19 protein-coding genes are annotated in these 17,499 nt (G+C 61.1%); 14 read left to right on the top strand and 5 right to left on the bottom strand.

Annotated features, from left to right (window positions below):
- The first annotated feature begins 34 nt into the window (after positions 1–34).
- The 8 genes from miaB (at position 35) to trmB (ending at position 8,586) form a co-directional block, all read left to right on the top strand.
- Complete coding sequence (gene miaB, locus ACQ7C1_RS10530; protein WP_183700525.1) at positions 35–1,444, top strand: tRNA (N6-isopentenyl adenosine(37)-C2)-methylthiotransferase MiaB; 1,410 nt, start codon at positions 35–37, stop codon at positions 1,442–1,444.
- A gap of 18 nt (positions 1,445–1,462) precedes the next feature.
- Positions 1,463–2,515, top strand: a complete 1,053-nt coding sequence (locus ACQ7C1_RS10525; RefSeq protein WP_085776720.1) for a PhoH family protein — start codon at positions 1,463–1,465, stop codon at positions 2,513–2,515.
- Positions 2,515–3,030 carry an rRNA maturation RNase YbeY gene (ybeY, locus tag ACQ7C1_RS10520; protein ID WP_097599452.1) on the top strand — a complete coding sequence of 172 codons (516 nt, stop codon included), beginning with the start codon at positions 2,515–2,517 and terminating at the stop codon, positions 3,028–3,030. Before ACQ7C1_RS10525 ends, ybeY begins: the two co-directional genes overlap by 1 nt.
- On the top strand, positions 3,027–4,172 hold the full coding sequence (locus ACQ7C1_RS10515; protein ID WP_085776718.1) for a hemolysin family protein: 1,146 nt from the start codon (positions 3,027–3,029) through the stop codon (positions 4,170–4,172). Before ybeY ends, ACQ7C1_RS10515 begins: the two co-directional genes overlap by 4 nt.
- A 111-nt stretch (positions 4,173–4,283) precedes the next feature.
- Positions 4,284–5,888 (top strand): apolipoprotein N-acyltransferase, encoded by a 1,605-nt coding sequence (gene lnt, locus ACQ7C1_RS10510; RefSeq protein WP_430958225.1) that lies wholly within the window; start codon positions 4,284–4,286, stop codon positions 5,886–5,888.
- A gap of 147 nt (positions 5,889–6,035) precedes the next feature.
- Positions 6,036–6,455, top strand: a complete 420-nt coding sequence (locus tag ACQ7C1_RS10505; RefSeq protein ID WP_064707753.1) for a helix-turn-helix domain-containing protein — start codon at positions 6,036–6,038, stop codon at positions 6,453–6,455.
- A gap of 179 nt (positions 6,456–6,634) precedes the next feature.
- Positions 6,635–7,888 (top strand): methionine adenosyltransferase, encoded by a 1,254-nt coding sequence (metK, locus tag ACQ7C1_RS10500; protein ID WP_085776717.1) that lies wholly within the window; start codon positions 6,635–6,637, stop codon positions 7,886–7,888.
- Positions 7,885–8,586: a tRNA (guanine(46)-N(7))-methyltransferase TrmB gene (trmB, locus tag ACQ7C1_RS10495; protein WP_085776716.1), complete on the top strand. Its 702-nt coding sequence runs from the start codon at positions 7,885–7,887 to the stop codon at positions 8,584–8,586. The genes metK and trmB overlap by 4 nt, the downstream gene beginning before the upstream one ends.
- A 209-nt stretch (positions 8,587–8,795) precedes the next feature.
- Here trmB and ACQ7C1_RS10490 read toward each other — a convergent pair whose 3' ends face one another.
- Entirely contained in the window at positions 8,796–9,674 is an 879-nt protein-coding gene (locus ACQ7C1_RS10490) for an alpha/beta fold hydrolase (RefSeq protein ID WP_430958224.1), read from the bottom strand.
- 213 nt (positions 9,675–9,887) lie between these two features.
- On the opposite strand from ACQ7C1_RS10490, the gene ACQ7C1_RS10485 reads away from it, so the two are divergent.
- Entirely contained in the window at positions 9,888–10,442 is a 555-nt protein-coding gene (locus ACQ7C1_RS10485) for a methyltransferase family protein (protein ID WP_430958223.1), read from the top strand.
- 87 nt (positions 10,443–10,529) lie between these two features.
- On the opposite strand, the gene ACQ7C1_RS10480 is transcribed toward ACQ7C1_RS10485, so the two are convergent.
- On the bottom strand, positions 10,530–10,787 hold the full coding sequence (locus ACQ7C1_RS10480; RefSeq protein WP_008524631.1) for a DUF1150 family protein: 258 nt from the start codon (positions 10,785–10,787) through the stop codon (positions 10,530–10,532).
- Positions 10,788–10,834: 47 nt separating this feature from the next.
- The gene (locus ACQ7C1_RS10475; protein ID WP_221113132.1) at positions 10,835–11,260 is read right to left on the bottom strand and encodes an Hsp20 family protein; all 426 of its coding nucleotides are present in this window, start codon (positions 11,258–11,260) and stop codon (positions 10,835–10,837) included.
- 281 nt (positions 11,261–11,541) lie between these two features.
- Between ACQ7C1_RS10475 and ACQ7C1_RS10470 the strand changes: the two genes are divergently transcribed.
- Positions 11,542–12,486, top strand: coding sequence for a nucleoside hydrolase (locus ACQ7C1_RS10470; RefSeq protein ID WP_097599457.1), 945 nt, complete (start codon positions 11,542–11,544; stop codon positions 12,484–12,486).
- A 33-nt stretch (positions 12,487–12,519) separates the two neighbouring features.
- Here the strand turns inward: ACQ7C1_RS10470 and grpE are convergent, their stop codons facing one another.
- Together grpE and hrcA are read right to left on the bottom strand one after the other, a co-directional pair.
- Positions 12,520–13,155, bottom strand: a complete 636-nt coding sequence (grpE, locus tag ACQ7C1_RS10465; protein ID WP_085776712.1) for a nucleotide exchange factor GrpE — start codon at positions 13,153–13,155, stop codon at positions 12,520–12,522.
- Positions 13,156–13,265: 110 nt separating this feature from the next.
- Positions 13,266–14,354, bottom strand: coding sequence for a heat-inducible transcriptional repressor HrcA (gene hrcA / locus ACQ7C1_RS10460; protein ID WP_085776711.1), 1,089 nt, complete (start codon positions 14,352–14,354; stop codon positions 13,266–13,268).
- Between the two features lie 125 nt (positions 14,355–14,479).
- On the opposite strand from hrcA, the gene rph reads away from it, so the two are divergent.
- Genes rph through hemW form a run of 4 tightly spaced genes read left to right on the top strand, consistent with a single transcriptional unit; the run spans position 14,480 to position 17,478 of the window.
- Positions 14,480–15,199 (top strand): ribonuclease PH, encoded by a 720-nt coding sequence (gene rph / locus ACQ7C1_RS10455; protein WP_085776710.1) that lies wholly within the window; start codon positions 14,480–14,482, stop codon positions 15,197–15,199.
- Positions 15,196–15,621 (top strand): VOC family protein, encoded by a 426-nt coding sequence (locus ACQ7C1_RS10450; protein ID WP_430958222.1) that lies wholly within the window; start codon positions 15,196–15,198, stop codon positions 15,619–15,621. The genes rph and ACQ7C1_RS10450 overlap by 4 nt, the downstream gene beginning before the upstream one ends.
- On the top strand, positions 15,622–16,266 hold the full coding sequence (gene rdgB, locus ACQ7C1_RS10445; protein ID WP_085776708.1) for an RdgB/HAM1 family non-canonical purine NTP pyrophosphatase: 645 nt from the start codon (positions 15,622–15,624) through the stop codon (positions 16,264–16,266).
- Positions 16,267–16,275: 9 nt separating this feature from the next.
- Complete coding sequence (gene hemW, locus ACQ7C1_RS10440; RefSeq protein ID WP_430958221.1) at positions 16,276–17,478, top strand: radical SAM family heme chaperone HemW; 1,203 nt, start codon at positions 16,276–16,278, stop codon at positions 17,476–17,478.
- Positions 17,479–17,499: the final 21 nt, after the last annotated feature.

Genomic DNA, 17,499 nt, shown 5'->3' with positions numbered 1-17,499 from the left:
TTCTCCGACGGCAAAAACCACTAAATAGCGCGCCATGACACAGGATAACGCCCTTCTTCAGGCCCCGGAGGTTTCTCTCCGTGACGGCAGCAACAGCCGCAAGGTCTTCATCAAGACCTATGGCTGCCAGATGAACGTCTATGATTCCATGCGCATGAGCGATGCGCTTGCCCGCGACGGCTACGAACCGACCGAAGACATGGAACAGGCGGATCTCGTTCTGCTCAACACCTGTCATATCAGGGAGAAGGCGGCCGAGAAGGTCTATTCGGCGCTCGGACGGCTGCGCGAGATGAAAAAGAAGAAGGCAGCCGACGGCCGGGAGATGATGATCGGCGTAACCGGCTGCGTCGCCCAGGCCGAAGGTGAGGAGATCCTGCGCCGGGCGCCGGCTGTCGACGTCGTCATCGGGCCGCAGACTTATCACCGCCTGCCGGAGGCGCTGCGCCGGGCCAAAGAGGGCCAGCGCGTCGTCGATACGGAATATGCGATCGAGGACAAGTTCGAGCATCTGCCGATTGCCGAGAGCCGCAAGATCCGCGCCCGCGGCGTCACCGCCTTCCTGACGGTGCAGGAGGGCTGCGACAAGTTCTGCACATTCTGCGTCGTGCCTTATACGCGCGGCTCGGAAGTATCGCGGCCGGTCTCGCAGATCGTCGAGGAGGCCGAAAAGCTCGTCGAAGCCGGAGTGCGCGAAATCACCCTGCTCGGCCAGAACGTCAATGCCTGGCATGGCGCCGGACCGCGTGGCGAGGCATGGAGCCTCGGCGACCTGCTCTACCGGCTTGCCGAGATCCCCGGCCTGGCGCGGCTGCGTTATACCACAAGCCATCCCCGCGACATGGACGACCGGCTGATCGAGGCGCATCGCGACCTCCGGGCGCTGATGCCCTACCTGCACCTGCCGGTGCAATCGGGCTCCGACCGAATCCTGAAGGCGATGAACCGCCGTCATACGGCGGCCGAATATCTCAGTCTGATCGAGCGCATCCGCGCCGTGCGTCAGGACATCGCGCTATCGGGCGATTTCATCACCGGTTTTCCGGGGGAGACAGACAAGGATTTTGAGGATACACTCAGACTTGTGGAGGAAGTGCGCTATGCGCAGGCCTTCTCGTTCAAATACTCGACTCGGCCGGGCACGCCCGGCGCGGAACTGAAGGACCAGGTGCCGGAAGAGATCAAGGCAGAACGGCTGGAACGCCTGCAAGTGCTTCTTTTGAAGCAGCAGCAGGAATTTGCCGAATCCTGCATCGGCAAGGAGATCGATCTACTGCTCGAAAAGCCCGGCCGCATGCCGGGTCAGCTGATCGGACGTTCTCCCTGGCTTCAATCCGTGAATGTTGATGCAAAAGCATCGCAAATCGGTGACATTATCAAAGTGCGAATCACCGGAACCGGAACGAACAGCCTGTTTGCCGAACGCGCAGAGGCTACGGTCTAACCCAAGGAGCCCGACCGCTTGAACGGACAAGAATTGGTTTCTTCTTCACCGCGCCACCCCCGCACGCCGAGCGACACCAATCACTTCGTCCTGACGTTCGAGAATAATCGGTTCGCCAGCGAACTCTTCGGGCAGTTCGACCAGCATCTAAAGCTGCTCGAGGAGCGGCTGAATATCGATGCGCGGGCACGCGGCAATTCCGTCGTCATATCGGGCGATGTCGTGACCACCAATCAGGCGCGGCGCACGCTCGATTATCTCTATGAAAAGCTTCAGAAAGGCGGCAGCGTGGAACGATCCGACGTCGAGGGCGCAATCCGCATGGCGGTCGCCGCCGACGATCAGCTCAGCCTTCCCACCATGGAGCGCAAGGCCAAGCTGACAATGGCGCAGATTTCGACGCGCAAGAAGACGATCATCGCCCGCACGCCGACGCAGGACGCCTATATCAGGGCGCTGGAGCGCGCCGAGCTCGTCTTCGGCGTCGGCCCGGCCGGCACCGGCAAGACCTATCTCGCCGTCGCCCATGCCGCCCAGATGCTGGAGCGCGGCGCGGTCGAAAAGATCATCCTGTCGCGCCCGGCCGTCGAGGCCGGCGAGCGCCTCGGCTTCCTGCCCGGCGACATGAAGGAAAAGGTCGACCCCTATCTTCGCCCGCTCTATGACGCGCTCTACGATATGATCCCGGCCGACAAGGTCGATCGGGCCATCACCGCCGGCGTCATTGAAATTGCGCCGCTCGCCTTCATGCGCGGCCGCACGCTCGCCAACGCCGCCATCATCCTCGACGAAGCGCAGAATACGACGTCGATGCAGATGAAGATGTTCCTGACGCGTCTCGGCGAAAATGCCCGCATGATCGTCACCGGCGACCCTAGCCAGATCGACCTGCCGCGGGGCGTCAAATCCGGTCTCGTCGAGGCCCTGGAGCTGCTGAACGGCGTTGAGGGCATCTCGATCGTGCGCTTCAAGGACACCGACGTCGTGCGCCATCCGCTGGTCGGGCGCATCGTCAGAGCCTATGACGCCACCTATCTTGTCGAAGCCGAAGACGTCGGTCGGCAGGACTGATGGCTGAACTCGATATCCAGATCAGCATCGAGAATATCGGCTGGCCCGGCGAGGAAACGCTGCTGGTTTTTTGCGAGCGTGTGCTCGGGGCCGCCGCGGTCTATCTTCGCGACAATGAGAAGCAGCCCTTCCCGAAGATGCCGCCTGAAGTTTCGCTGGTCTTTACCGACGATGCCTCAATCCAGGACATCAATGCCGAATGGCGCGGCAAGGACAAGCCGACCAATGTCCTTTCCTTCCCGGCCTTTCCGGTTGAGCGCGGCAAGCTGCCCGGGCCGATGCTCGGCGACATCATCATCGCCCGGGAGACGGTGGAGCGGGAAGCCCAGGAACTCGAGAAGAGTTTTGACGACCACCTGACCCATCTTCTGGTGCACGGTTTCTTGCATCTTCTCGGCTACGACCATATGAATAATGCCGAAGCCGAAATTATGGAGGGGCTGGAGACTCGCATTTTGGCGCAGCTCGGCCTATCTGATCCCTACGAGGGTCAAGACCTTAAAATGGAACCATGAGCGACTTTACGACGAAGCCGGCGGCAGACGCCAAGGACTCCGAGCCATCCTCTTCTTCGGATGAGGTCGGCAGTAGTAGTCGGCCATCCGGCCGATCCCAATCCTTCTGGTCGCGCGCCGCCCGCATTCTCCGCCCGCAGCAGGGCTCGCGACTGCGCGAGGATCTTGCAGATGCGCTGATGACCGATGCGGCCGGCGACGACGCTTTTTCGCCCGATGAACGGGCGATGCTGCACAATATCCTGCGCTTTCGCGAGGTGCGCGTCGCCGACGTGATGGTGCCGCGCGCCGATATCGAGGCGGTGGACCAAAATATCACCATCGGCGAGCTGATGATCCTTTTCGAGGAATCCGGCCGCTCGCGCATGCCTGTTTATGCCGATACGCTCGATGACCCACGCGGCATGGTGCATATCCGCGACCTGCTCTCCTACGTCGCCAAGCAGGCGCGCAACAAGCGCCGTGGCCCGGCAAAGCCGGCCGCTGCAGCCCCGGCGATCGAAGTCGCGCCGGAGAACATCCAGAAGCCGCCGCGCTCGAGCAAGCCGAATTTCGATCTTGCCCGGGTCGACCTGCAGAAGACGCTCGCCGAGGCCGGCATCATCCGCAAGATCCTGTTCGTGCCGCCGTCGATGCTGGCCTCCGACCTCTTGCGCAGAATGCAGGTGAACCGTACGCAGATGGCGCTCGTCATCGACGAGTATGGCGGCACCGACGGTCTCGCCTCGCACGAGGACATCGTCGAAATGGTGGTCGGCGACATCGACGACGAACATGACGACGAAGAGGTGATGTTCAAGCGCGTCGCCGAAGACGTCTTCGTCGCCGACGCCCGTGTCGAGCTGGAAGAGATCGCTGAAGCGATCGGACCGGATTTCGACATCAGCGAACAGGTCGACGAGGTTGACACGCTGGGCGGGCTGATCTTCTCCGCGCTCGGCCGCATCCCCGTTCGCGGCGAAGTCGTCCAGGCCCTGCCGAACTTCGAATTCCATATTCTTGACGCAGATCCGCGCCGCATCAAGCGGCTGCGCATCACCCGCAAGCGCCACGCGATCCGCCGCCGCGCCAAGGAGGCTGGCGACATCACGCCCGGATCCGAGACCGGCGACGACCGGCCGGCCGAATCGACCACGAACTAGGCATCAGTACGAAAATCGGGTCGCCTTTCAGGGCCGTTGCGGAAACAGGACAAAGAGCCGCTTTTTTGAAAGACTGCGCATGGGTTGATTCGCGGTTTGATGGGAGTGCGCATGGAGCGGCTTGCGGACAGGGTTATCCTCGTCTGGGGGTTAAAACGGTCGTTGGTGGCCGTCGCCGCTGGAGCATTCGCCGCTCTGGCGCTGCCGCCTTTCGGTTTTTTCGCTGCGATGTTTCTCTCCTTCACGCTGCTCGTCTGGCTGCTCGACGGGGCGGCGGCTTCTCCTGAAAGCGGCCTGATCGGCAGGCTATGGCCGGCCTTTGCCGTCGGCTGGCTGTTCGGCTTCGGCTATTTCGTCGCCGGCCTCTGGTGGATCGGCCATGCCTTGCTGGTCGATTCGGAGGAATTTGCCTGGGCACTGCCCCTGGCAGTCCTCGGACTGCCGGCCGGCCTTGCGGTCTTCTATGGGCTGGCGACTGCACTTGCCCGGATCGTCTGGTCGGACGGCATGGGACGGATCGCCGCACTTGCGGCCGGTTTCGGCCTGATGGAATGGCTTCGAAGCGTGATTCTCACCGGATTTCCCTGGAATGCCATCGGTTACGGCCTGATGCCCGTTCCGCTGATGATGCAGTCGGCGCATGTGATCGGCGTGACGGGGGTGACGACACTTGCCGTCTTCGTCTTTTCCGCCCCGGCGCTGATCGGGACGCGACAGGGCGCGAAGCCTGGAATTGCGCTCGCCGCCCTGCTGTTTGCCGCCCATCTCGGTTACGGCGCCTATGCCCTCCATCTGGCGCCGCGGCCGCAGCCCTTGCCCGAGGACAAGCGGCCCGTGGTGCGGCTGGTGCAGCCGGCCATCGATCAGGCGGCGAAGATGGACAACGACGCCGACCGCAATGTAATCTTCGAGACCCATCTGAAGCTTTCGGCCGAAGCGCCGAGGAATGGCGGACGCAAACCCAACATCATCGTCTGGCCGGAAACCTCGATCCCCTTCATCCTCACCGACAACCAGGATGCGCTGACGCGGATCGCCGATACGCTCGACGACGACCAGATCCTGATCGCCGGCGCAGTGCGCGCCGAGGAGATAGGGCCCGGCACACCGGTGCGCTACTACAATTCCATCTATGTGATCGACGGCCGCGGCCAGATCATCGCCGCCTCCGACAAGGTGCATCTCGTGCCTTTCGGCGAATATCTGCCCTTTGAGGACATCCTCACCGAACTCGGCATCCAGAACGTCGTCGAGATACCGGGCGGCTTTTCGGCCGCCGCAACCCGGCACCTGTTGGCGCTGCCCGGCGGCCTCAATCTCTACCCGCTGATCTGCTATGAGATCATCTTTCCGGGCGAAATGACCGGCGACATCGTGGATGCCAACGCGCTCCTCAACCTCACCAACGATGCCTGGTTCGGCATCACGCCCGGACCCTACCAGCATTTTCAGCAGGCGCGGGTGCGGGCAATCGAGACCGGCCTGCCGCTGATTCGCGACGCCAACAACGGCATATCGGCACTCGTGAACGCGCATGGGGAAATCATCGCAGGCCTCGGTCTTGGTGAGACCGGCTTTATTGATGCAACTGTTGATGGGTTCGGCAATGGGTTCGGAACCACATACCCCCTTCAGACATACTTCTGGTTGACCGAAGCACTGCTGATATTGATTGCGCTAATTTCACGCGGAGGTTTTATTTTAGGGTTGAATTGACCAAAAACCCCTAAAATTGCATAGTGGTGTCAATCGGCGTTCTTAACGTATGTTTATCGGCGGGTTCCCGCCGCTTACAACGTGGCGTTTTGGGATGGATCAGGGGCATGCCGGTTGGAAACAGAAATTCGTAGCTAGGGCACGACCATGATTGAAAATAAGAAGAAGCCGAATCCGATCGACATCCATGTTGGCAGCCGCATTCGCCTTCGCCGGACGATGTTGGGCATGAGCCAGGAAAAGCTTGGCGAAAGCCTCGGCATCACCTTCCAGCAGATCCAGAAATATGAGAAGGGCACCAACCGTGTCGGCGCAAGCCGTCTGCAGAACATCTCGAGCATCCTCAATGTTCCGGTCTCCTTCTTCTTCGAAGATGCGCCCGGCGAACATGCCGGCGCCGTCGGCGGCATGGCCGAAGCCTCCAGCTCGAATTACGTCGTCGATTTCCTCTCCTCCTCGGAGGGTCTGCAGCTCAACCGTGCCTTCGTCAAGATTTCCGATCCCAAGGTACGCCGCAAGGTCGTGGAACTGGTCAAGGCGCTCGCTGCCGAAGCCGACGCTGACTGATCCAGCTCTCATCGCAAAATAGGAAAGGCGGTCGAAAGGCCGCTTTTTTTGCGTTTTTCGGGCAAAATTTGTCACATCGCCGCAGATATAAAGATATATTTATGTCCTTGTGCGCTTGTCATCAGCGCTCGAACTGAGTACCTACTAGCTGGCTTTTATTCTTTGAGGGGAATCCCGGAATGCGCGCGAATTATCTCTTTACCAGCGAATCTGTTGCCGAAGGTCATCCGGACAAAGTGTGTGACCGCATCTCCGACGAGATCGTCGATCTGGTCTACCGCGAAGCGGCCAAGACCGGCGTCAATCCGTGGGGCGTGCGCATTGCCTGCGAAACGCTGGCGACGACCAATCGCGTCGTCATCGCCGGCGAGGTCCGCCTGCCGCCGAGCCTGATGAAGAAGGACAAGGACGGCAAGGACGTCATCAATCCCTCGAAGTTCAAGGCCGCTGCTCGCCGCGCCATCAAGGATATCGGCTACGAACAGGACGGCTTCCACTGGAAGAAGGCAAAGATCGACGTGCTGCTGCACTCGCAGTCGGCCGATATCGCCCAGGGCGTCGACAGCGCCGCCGACCAGCAGGGCGACGAGGGCGCCGGCGATCAGGGCATCATGTTCGGTTACGCCTGCAAGGAAACGCCGGACCTGATGCCGGCTCCGATCTATTATTCCCACAGGATTCTGCAGCTGCTTGCTGCGGCCCGCAAGAAGGGCGACGGTGAAGTCGCCAAGCTCGGCCCCGACGCCAAGAGCCAGGTGACCGTGCGTTACGTCGACGGCAAGCCGTCGGAAGTGACCTCGATCGTGCTTTCGACCCAGCATCTCGACGAGAGCTGGGATTCCAAGAAGGTCCGCGCCGTCGTCGAGCCCTATATTCGCGAGGCGCTCGGTGAACTGAAGATCGCCGAGGATTGCAAGTGGTACATCAATCCGACCGGCAAGTTCGTCATAGGCGGACCGGACGGCGATGCGGGCCTGACCGGCCGCAAGATCATCGTCGACACCTATGGCGGTGCGGCTCCACATGGCGGCGGCGCATTTTCCGGCAAGGACACGACCAAGGTCGACCGTTCGGCTGCCTATGCCGCCCGCTACCTCGCCAAGAACGTCGTCGCCGCCGGCCTCGCCGACCGCTGCACGATCCAGCTCTCCTACGCCATCGGCGTCGCTCAGCCGCTGTCGATCTATGTCGACCTGCACGGCACCGGCAAGGGTGTGTCGGAAGACCAGGTTGAAGCGGCGATCCGCCAGAATATGGACCTGTCGCCGTCGGGCATCCGCCGTCACCTCGACCTCAACAAGCCGATCTACGCCAAGACCTCGGCCTATGGTCATTTCGGCCGCAAGGCTGGCCGCGACGGCTCGTTCTCCTGGGAGCGCACCGACCTCGTCAAGGCGCTCAAGGAAGCCGTCAAGACCAAGGTCGCTGCATGACGGATATGGAGCGCCGGGGACGGGCGACCGAAGCCTTTTTCGGTCGCCGCAAGGGAAAGGCCCTGCGCGAACAGCAGGCGGAAACGCTGAATAGCCTGCTCCCGGCATTCCTCATCGATCTCTCGGCGGCTCCCCCGGAGCCGCTGACCTCCCTCTTTCCGGTTCCGGTCAAGACATTGCGGCTGGAAATCGGTTTCGGCGGCGGCGAGCATCTGATGCATCGCGCGCTGGAGACCCCGTCCACCGGCTTCATCGGCGTCGAGCCCTTCGTCAATTCGATGCAGAAGCTTTTGTCACGCGTCGGCCAGACGGGCGCGCAGAACATTCGCGTCTATAATGACGATGCGACGCAACTGCTCGACTGGCTGCCGGACGCTTCGCTCGACCACATCGATCTGCTCTATCCCGATCCCTGGCCGAAGCGGAAGCACTGGAAACGCCGCTTCGTCTCGAAGACCAATCTCGACCGCTTCCACCGGGTGCTGAAGCCCGGCGGCCTGTTCTGCTTCGCCTCCGACATCGACACCTATGTGAACTGGACGCTGATCAAATGCCGCGACCATGGCGGCTTCGACTGGCTGGCCGACAATGCGGCGGATTGGCTGACCCCCTATGAGGGCTGGCCGAGCACGCGCTACGAGGCCAAGGCACGCCGCGAGGGCCGCTCTTCGGCCTATCTGACCTTCAGGAAGATCTGAGGCTGTCGGCAATTTCCGGCATCCTGCTCTAAAACCGACGACGAAAACAAACCGAACTGAACGCGCTACGCTCTCACTTGTGGCGCGTAGAGTTCCGCCGTGGAACGGTTGCAATTGCCGCTGACGCGACTATTTCCGTGCTGGCCACCCTCCGCTCAAATGGAAGGGAGAAAATGACCGGGAGCATGTCATGTGCCGAAATGATGATCCTATATCTGGCTTCCACTGCGGCGACAGTGTTGATTTTTCAGGTCGGTATTGGCTTCATGAGCGGCGACTGTGTTCAGGAACCGGTCGAGCATCGAGTTGAAGCTCTCCGGCTTTTCCCAGAAGGGCGCGTGTCCAGCCCCTTCTATTACATGCGCTTTGCCTTCGAAGAGCAACTGGATGTTCAGGCCCGAAAAATAGCTGAGTTTGACAAAGGGGTCATAAGATCCATTCACAAAAGCAATGGGTATATCAGCCTGTTCGACGGTGCGGCGCTGATCCACGCCCTGCCCCCGCAACATTGCGCGAGAAAAAACGCTCCTTAGTCTCCCGTCCGCGCGCGCTATGGCATCGCGAAAGGAGGGGTTGCTCGTGTCTCCAAAGCAAAGAGACTGAAACCGCTCCACATCACGCGATGTAAAGTTCTCTTTTGATGCCAGAAGAATATCAAATGATGGATGGAATCCCCGCAGCATTCCGAGGAGACCGCTGTGGATCGGTGGCGTGCCGCACAACATCAGGCCCGAAACGCCGTTGCTGCTGCCCGCCATCTCAATCGCGACGTGACCGCCAAGCGACCATCCCAGCACGGGAAAGCGACGGAGCCCCAGGCGGGCTGCCACCTCTCCTATGCAGTCGGCAAGACCGGTGACGGTGTAAGTTGACTGCGGATCTCGAGCGTCGCTCGATTCGCCATGTCCCGGAAGATCGAGCGCAATCAGACGCCAATTCCGGGACAAATGGCTGTGTAATTGCTGTGAAAAGACCGTCCGTGAGCTGCCCGAACCGTGTATCATAACCAGTGGTGCAGCGCCATCAATAGTGTCACTGATGCGCACAGCGCCGTGGCTGGTGTCGATTGTACAGTGAAACATGTCCATAAACTGCGACCCCTAACGCGCAGCCAAAGTCTTGCACGAAAATATCTATGGCAGGTGCATGATCATCGTAAACCAGATCTGAACCAGGTCGTGCAATCACGACACGTTTCGGGGCGGTTACGCATCAATACACAACCATTTGCCTTGGCGTTGTATACGGGTTAGGTCTGTCGCAGCAGCAATTGCAACCAACCTTTCACGGTGAGCATCACGATGCAATTTATTCTGGACATTGTTATTTCGATCACCAGCCTGAGTGTCGTCGGGTTCTACGCGTGGTCGTTGCGAGGCCACTTCAACTCGCCGAAGATGGAAGCCGGAGCAAAGCTGATCACCGTCGTCGTCATCGCGACGACGGCGTTTTTCCTGTACCTGGTTTGGTCCGAGGCGCAGATGCTATGGGTACAGGTCGTCGGACTGGGATTTGAAATCGGGTCGGCGGTCTTGTTCTGGTGGGCGGTGTCGGCGTCGCGAGAGGCCAGGTTGCGCTTTGTGTTCACCCTCGATCACCCAGATAGTCTTGTCACCGACGGTCCCTATCGCTACCTGCGGCACCCTTTTTACACGTCCTACCTGCTCTTCTGGTCGGGGTGGGCGCTGGCATCTTGGTCGATATGGTCGATCCTGCCGGTCTTATTTTTTACCGTTGTCTACGTGATTGCAGCCCGCAACGAGGAGAGGAAATTCGCCCTATCACCGCTGGCACCCGAATATGAAGCCTATCGGCGCAAGACGGGCTTGCTGACGCCGTGGTTCGATTGGCGATAATGTCGCGAAATCCGTCCGGACGGCAGCGAAATCGAATAGAGCGACCGTGCACCGCAAGCAGTGAAACGTAGCAGACGGTCTTGACGGTCAGTGCAGGCTGACCGTCTTCAATTCGTCCTCGGCCGCTTTGAAGAAGGTGCTGGAACGGTTGTCCGTCAGCAGAATCGGCGTGCCGTCGGCGCCGAAGAGCGCCCAGAGATCGACATTCGGATCGATATCCGGCGCCTCTGGAAAGCACTTGGCGACCTCTTCGGTGCGCATCTTTCTGATGTAGGCAACCTCGCCGTTGCCGATGTGGGCAAGCTCGGATTTGGTCAAGTGAGACGTGGCTTCTTTCATCAACATTCCTGTTCCTCCGGAAGAAGGGACCAACGGTTCGACAAACCGTTGTTCTACTGTGAAACCGAAATGTTAATTTTCTTGACCATGCGGGCGGGTTCGGGTCGAATTAGATCGACGGAGAGCAGACCGTTCTTTAGGCCAGCGCCCAATACCTGCATGCCGTCGGCCAGCACGAAGGTGCGCTGGAACTGGCGGGCGGCGATGCCGCGATAGAGATAATCCCGCTCGCCCTGCTCCACCTGACGGCCGCGGATGACAAGCTGGTTCTCCTCGGTGGAGACATCAAGCTCCTCCTCGCTGAAACCGGCAACGGCAAGGGTGATGCGCAGACGCTCGGGCGCGCCGCTGTCGGCGGCGATGCGTTCGATATTGTAAGGCGGGTATCCGTCGCTCGCCTTGGAAAGGCGCTCCAGCGTCTTTTCCATGGCGTCAAAGCCCAGAAGCAGAGGGCTGGCGAAAGGGGTAATGCGGCTCATCTCTTTTCAAGTCCTTGATGCAAGCGACCATCCCGGACCTAAAAGTGCAGCATCCGGATGCCGCTAATATGGGGGCATGATCACGGCGCTGCAAGGCGCGCGCGCCCTCCCCGATTTAAACATTTGTCACTTTTGGAATGGCGGCTTCTGCCTCCTTGCTTGACAAAGGACCTGCTGCCTCGCATCAAAACATGCCCGCGCGGAATGTGCCGATTTGTGACGGGAAATGAAGAAATGGTGCCCGGCGGGATAAGCGGCGTGGCGAGAACGGGACGATTGGAATGGCAAGCGCGAGAAAGATCATCATCGACACCGATCCCGGCCAGGACGACGCGGCCGCCATCATGCTGGCTTTCGGCAGCCCGGGTGAGCTCGAGGTTCTGGGAATCACGACGGTCGCCGGCAACGTGCCGCTGTCTCTCACCAGCCGCAACGCGCGCATCGTCTGCGAGCTCTGCGGCCGCACGGATGTGAAGGTTTTCGCTGGCGCCGACAAGCCGATCGCCCGCAAGCTGGTGACGGCAGAACATGTGCACGGCAAGACCGGCCTCGACGGCCCTGTTCTGCCCGAACCGACGATGGCGCTGCAACCCGGCCATTCCGTCGATTTCATTATCGAGACGCTGCGCCGCGAGCCGGAAGGCACGGTGACGCTCTGCACGCTCGGGCCGCTCACCAATATCGGCATGGCCTTCCAGAAGGCGCCCGACATCGTTGCTCGCATTCGCGAGCTGGTGATGATGGGCGGCGGCTTCTTCGAGGGCGGCAATATTACGCCGGCCGCCGAATTCAACATCTATGTCGATCCCGAGGCGGCCGATATCGTTTTTCGCTCGGGCGTTCCGATCGTGATGATGCCGCTCGACGTGACCCACCAGCTGCTGACCCGCAAGGACCGGGTCAAACGCATGGCTGAGATCGGCACGGCGCCTGTTAAGGCCATGGTCGAAATGCTGGAATTCTTCGAACGCTTCGATATCGAGAAATACGGCTCAGACGGCGGGCCGTTGCACGACCCGACGGTTGTCGCCTATCTGCTGAAGCCGGAACTTTTCCAGGGCCGGGACTGCAATGTCGAGATCGAGGTCCGGTCCGAACTTACGGCCGGCATGACCGTCGTCGACTGGTGGCATGTGACCGACCGCAAGCGCAACGCCAAGGTGATGCGTTACGTCGATGCGGACGGTTTCTTCGATCTCCTGATCGAGCGCTTCGCCCGCATCTGATTATTCTTTGCTTCTCCGAAGAGCGAAACGACCTCAGGCGTCCTTCTCGTCGAAGACGGAATTGGCTTCGGCCTCGACCGGTTTCGGGCCGCCCTTGGCGACGCCGACCATGGCCGGGCGCAGGACGCGCTCGCCGATGGTGAAGCCGGCCTGCACGACCTGGACGACGGTATTGTTCGGCACTTCGGAGTTCGGCACCTCGAACATTGCTTGATGGAAATTCGGATCGAATTTCTGGCCGACCGGCTCCAGCTTGCGAACGCCGTGTCGCTCCAACGCCGAGAGCATCGAGCGCTCGGTCATTTCCACACCTTCGATCAGCGTGGTGAGGCCGGCGTCGGCCGTGGCTTTGGCCTCGGGAGAGATGGCGTCCAGCGCCCGGCGCAAATTGTCCGAGACGGCGAGCATGTCGCGAGCGAAACCGGCGACGGAATAGGATTTTGCATCCTTCACCTCGCGCTCGGTGCGACGGCGCAGATTATCCATCTCGGCGGCAAGTCGCAGATAACGGTCACGCAGCTCGGCATTCTCGGCCTTCAGAAGCTCGAGCGGATCCGGCTGCTTGGCCTCCTCCTGCTCGACAGTGGCAGTCTCGACGTTGACGGCAGCGTCGGCTGCGGCATCGGCCGCAGTTGCGTCAGGTCCGTTTTTCGTCGTTTCATCGGTCATGACGGTCTCCGGTTGGTATTTTCAGATGCGCCCGATATCGAGGTTTGGCCGGAAAAAATCAAGTCTGCGTGACGAAGAAGCGAAAATTCCGCGCTTCCTCAGTGATGATGTCAAAGCGGATTGCGCGACAGGCGGGAGACGAGCTGAGCGGTGTAATCCACCATCGGCACGATGCGGGAATAATTGAGCCGCGTCGGGCCGATGACGCCGACAGCGCCGACAATCCGGTCATCATCGTCGCGATAGGGCGCGACGATGAGCGACGAGCCGGACAGCGAGAAGAGCTTGTTTTCCGAACCGATGAAGATGCGCACGCCCGAACCGCTTTCGGCCAGGTTGAGAAGCTCGATCAGGCTGTCCTTTTTTTCGAGATCGTCGAACAGCATGCGAAGCCGGTCGAGATCTTCGGCGCCGGCAAGGCCCTCGAGCAGGTTGGCGCGGCCGCGGATGATCAGCTGGGCGGGCTTTCCCTCCTCCGGGCTGCCGGCCCAGACGGCGATGCCGCGCTCGACAAGATCGCGCGAGAGCGCATCGAGTTCGTGGCGGACATCATCCTTCAAACGGCTCAATTGTTTGCGCAGCTCCGGCAGCGTCTGGCCAGACATGTGCGCGTTGAGGAAATTCGCCGCCTCCGTCAACTGCGAGGAGGTGATGCCGGCAGGCAGTTCGATGATACGGTTTTCCACCTGGTCGTGATCGCCGACGAGCACGGCGAGCGCCTTTGTCGGTTCAAGCCGGATGAACTCGACATGTTTCAGCACCGGATCGCTTTTCGAGGTGATGACGAGGCCGGCCCCGCGCGAGATGCCGGAAAGCATGCGGCTCGCCTCGTTCATCATCGATTCCACCGGATTGCCGCCGCTTTCGGCCCGCACTTGGCGGTCGATACTGGCGCGGTCCTCGGCGGAGAGATCGCCGATCTGCATGAAGGCATCGACGAAGAAGCGCAGCCCGATCTGGGTCGGCAGCCGGCCGGCGCTGACATGGGGGGAATAGATGAGACCGAGTTCCTCGAGATCGCTCATGACATTTCGCACCGACGCCGGCGAGAGTGACATCGGCAACAGGCGCGACAGATTGCGCGAGCCGAGCGGCTCGCCGCTTTCGAGATAACCTTCGACGATGCGGCGAAAAATTTCTCTGGAGCGCTCGTCCAGCGCAGCAACGGCATCCGAAACCGACGTCGACCTGATGCCCATGAACCTCTCGAACCCACGCTGATGATGCTCCCGAAAATATAGTCAAACTCGCACGCGTGGCAAAAGGGAATTTGCAAATGAGCGCCGCCAATCGTAGAAGCGGTCAGCAACTCCAGGAGATAAGAATGCGGCCTTCAGGCAGAAAAACCGACCAGATGCGCAAGGTCTCGTTCGAGCGCAATTTTTCCAAGCATGCGGAAGGCTCCTGCCTGGTGAAATTCGGCGATACGCATGTGCTTTGCACCGCAAGCCTCGAGGAAAAGACGCCGCCATGGCTGCGCAACACCGGCAAGGGCTGGGTCACGGCCGAATACGGCATGCTGCCGCGGGCGACCGGCGAGCGCATGAAACGCGAGGCCGCCGCCGGCAAGCAGGGCGGCCGCACGCAGGAAATCCAACGGCTGATCGGCCGGTCGCTGCGCGCCGTCGTCGATCTGCAGGCGCTCGGCGAAAAGCAGATCACGCTCGATTGCGACGTCATCCAGGCCGATGGCGGCACACGGACGGCCTCGATCACCGGCGGCTGGATCGCGCTTTACGATTGCCTGAAATGGATGGAAAGCCGCAACATGATCAAGGTCGACCGGGTCCTGAAGGATCATGTCGCCGCCATCTCCTGCGGCGTTTTCGCCAACCAGCCGGTGATCGACCTCGATTATCTTGAGGATTCCTCTGCCGAGACCGATGCGAACTTCGTCATGACCGGCGCCGGCGGCATCGTCGAAATCCAGGGCACTGCCGAAGGCACGCCGTTCAGCGAAGAGGAATTCAGCTCTCTGATGCGGCTTGCCAAGAACGGCATCAGCGAACTCGTCACCCTGCAGAAAGAGGCGATTGCGGGATGAATGCCATGCTGGAAGGCATGTTGGAAACGGCGCTTTATGCGCGCGATCTCGATCAGGCCGAGACGTTCTACGAGGGCGTTCTCGGGCTTGAAAAGATCTCCCGCGCCGGCAACCGGCATGTCTTCTTCCGCTGTGGGCCAGGCGTTCTCCTCATCTTCAACCCCGAGGAAACGATAAAGCCGCCGGCACCCGACGCGCTGCAGGTGCCGCCGCACGGGGCGACCGGCCAGGGCCATGCCTGTTTTCGTGTGTCCGGCCGCAATATCGATGCCATGGCCGAACGGCTGAAGGCGGCTGATGTCGCGATCGAATCCGAGGTGCACTGGCCAAATGGCGGCCGCTCGATCTATTTCCGCGACCCTGCCGGCAACAGCCTGGAATGCGCGGAGGCAAAAATCTGGGGCCTCGAACAGGATATCTGAATGCGCAAGCTCGAAACCAAAACAATCGTCGTCGCCAGCCACAATGCCGGCAAGATCCGCGAGATCCAGGAATTGATCGGGCCGCTTGGCTTCACCGCCAAATCCGCGGCCGAACTGAATTTCGTCGAACCTGACGAGACCGGCACGAGCTTCGAGGAGAATGCGACGATCAAGGCGGTGGCCTCGGCCAATGCCGCCGGCATGCCGGCGCTTTCGGACGATTCCGGGCTGGTGGTCGACGCGCTCGGTGGCGATCCCGGCGTCTACACCGCCAACTGGGCGGAGACCGCAGACGGCACGCGCGATTTCGACATGGCGATGGCCAAGGTGGAAAAGGCGCTGCAGGATGCCGGCGCAACGACGCCTGAACAGCGCGGGGCGCGTTTCGTCAGCGTGCTCTGCCTTGCCTGGCCGGACGGGCATACCGAGCTTTTCCGCGGCGAGGTCGAAGGCCATGTCGTCTGGCCGCCGCGCGGCACGCAAGGCTTCGGCTACGATCCGGTCTTTCAGCCCGAGGGTTATGACGTCACCTTCGGCGAAATGAGCGGCGAGGAGAAGCACGGCTGGAACCTCGGCAAGCCGCAGGCGCTGTCGCACCGGGCCCGTGCCTTCAAACTTTTCGTCGAAACCTGCCTGGAGGCATAAGGTCTGTTCGTGGGCAATTTCGATACGCCAAGCCTCTCGCGCGACGCCGCGCTGCTGCCCGATACCGGCGAGCCCGGCTTCGGCGTCTATGTGCATTGGCCCTTCTGCGCGGCGAAGTGTCCCTATTGCGACTTCAACAGCCATGTACGCCATCAGCCGGTGGACCAGGAGCGCTTTGCATCGGCCTTTCTGAAGGAGATGGCGGCAGTTCGGGCAATGAGCGGGCCGAAGACGGTGACCAGCATCTTCCTCGGCGGCGGCACGCCATCGCTGATGAAGCCGGAAACGGTCGATGCCATTCTCGACGGCATCGCGCGGCACTGGCATGTGCCCGCCGGCATCGAAATCACCATGGAAGCCAATCCGTCGAGCGTCGAGGCCGAACGGTTCCGCGGCTACCGCGCGGCCGGCGTCAACCGTGTCTCGCTCGGCGTACAGGCGCTGAACGACCGCGATCTGAAATTCCTCGGCCGGCTGCATGACGTCGCCGACGCGCTGAAGGCGATCCGGCTGGCGCGCGAGATCTTCCCGCGCATGTCCTTCGACCTCATCTATGCCCGGCCGGAGCAGACAGTCGAGGAATGGGAGAAGGAACTGAAGGAAGCGATCTCCTATGCGGTCGACCATCTGTCGCTCTATCAGCTGACCATCGAGGAAGGCACGCCCTTCTTCGGTCTGCATAAATCAGGCAAGCTGATCGTGCCGGACGGCGAGCAATCGGCCCTGCTCTACGAGGCGACGCAGGAGATCACGACGCGTGAGGGCATGCCCGCCTACGAGGTTTCCAATCATGCCCGGCCGGGTGCCGAAAGCCGCCATAACCTGACCTACTGGCGTTACGGCGACTATGCCGGCATCGGTCCGGGCGCGCACGGCCGCCTGACGCGTGGGCATGAGAAGCTCGCGACGGCGACCGAGCGCAAGCCGGAAGCCTGGCTCGAGATGGTCGAGCGCGACGGCCACGGCATTCTCGATGAGGAGCGGCTCGGTTTCGACGAACAGTCGGACGAACTGCTGTTGATGGGACTGCGGCTCAGGGAAGGCGTCGATCTCGCCCGCTGGCAGCAGCTTTCGGGCCGTGAGCTCGACCCGAAACGCGAGGAATTCCTGCTCGAACATAAATTCGTCGAGCGGATCGGCAATTCGCGGCTGCGCTGCACGCCATCGGGCATGCTGATCCTCGATTCCGTCGTCGCCGATCTCGCCTGCTGACACCCATAAGAGTTCCGGCGC

Source organism: Rhizobium sp. Nf11,1, from assembly GCF_050587665.1.
GTDB lineage: Bacteria > Pseudomonadota > Alphaproteobacteria > Rhizobiales > Rhizobiaceae > Rhizobium.
This window is presented reverse-complemented; position numbering and strand designations above follow the sequence as displayed.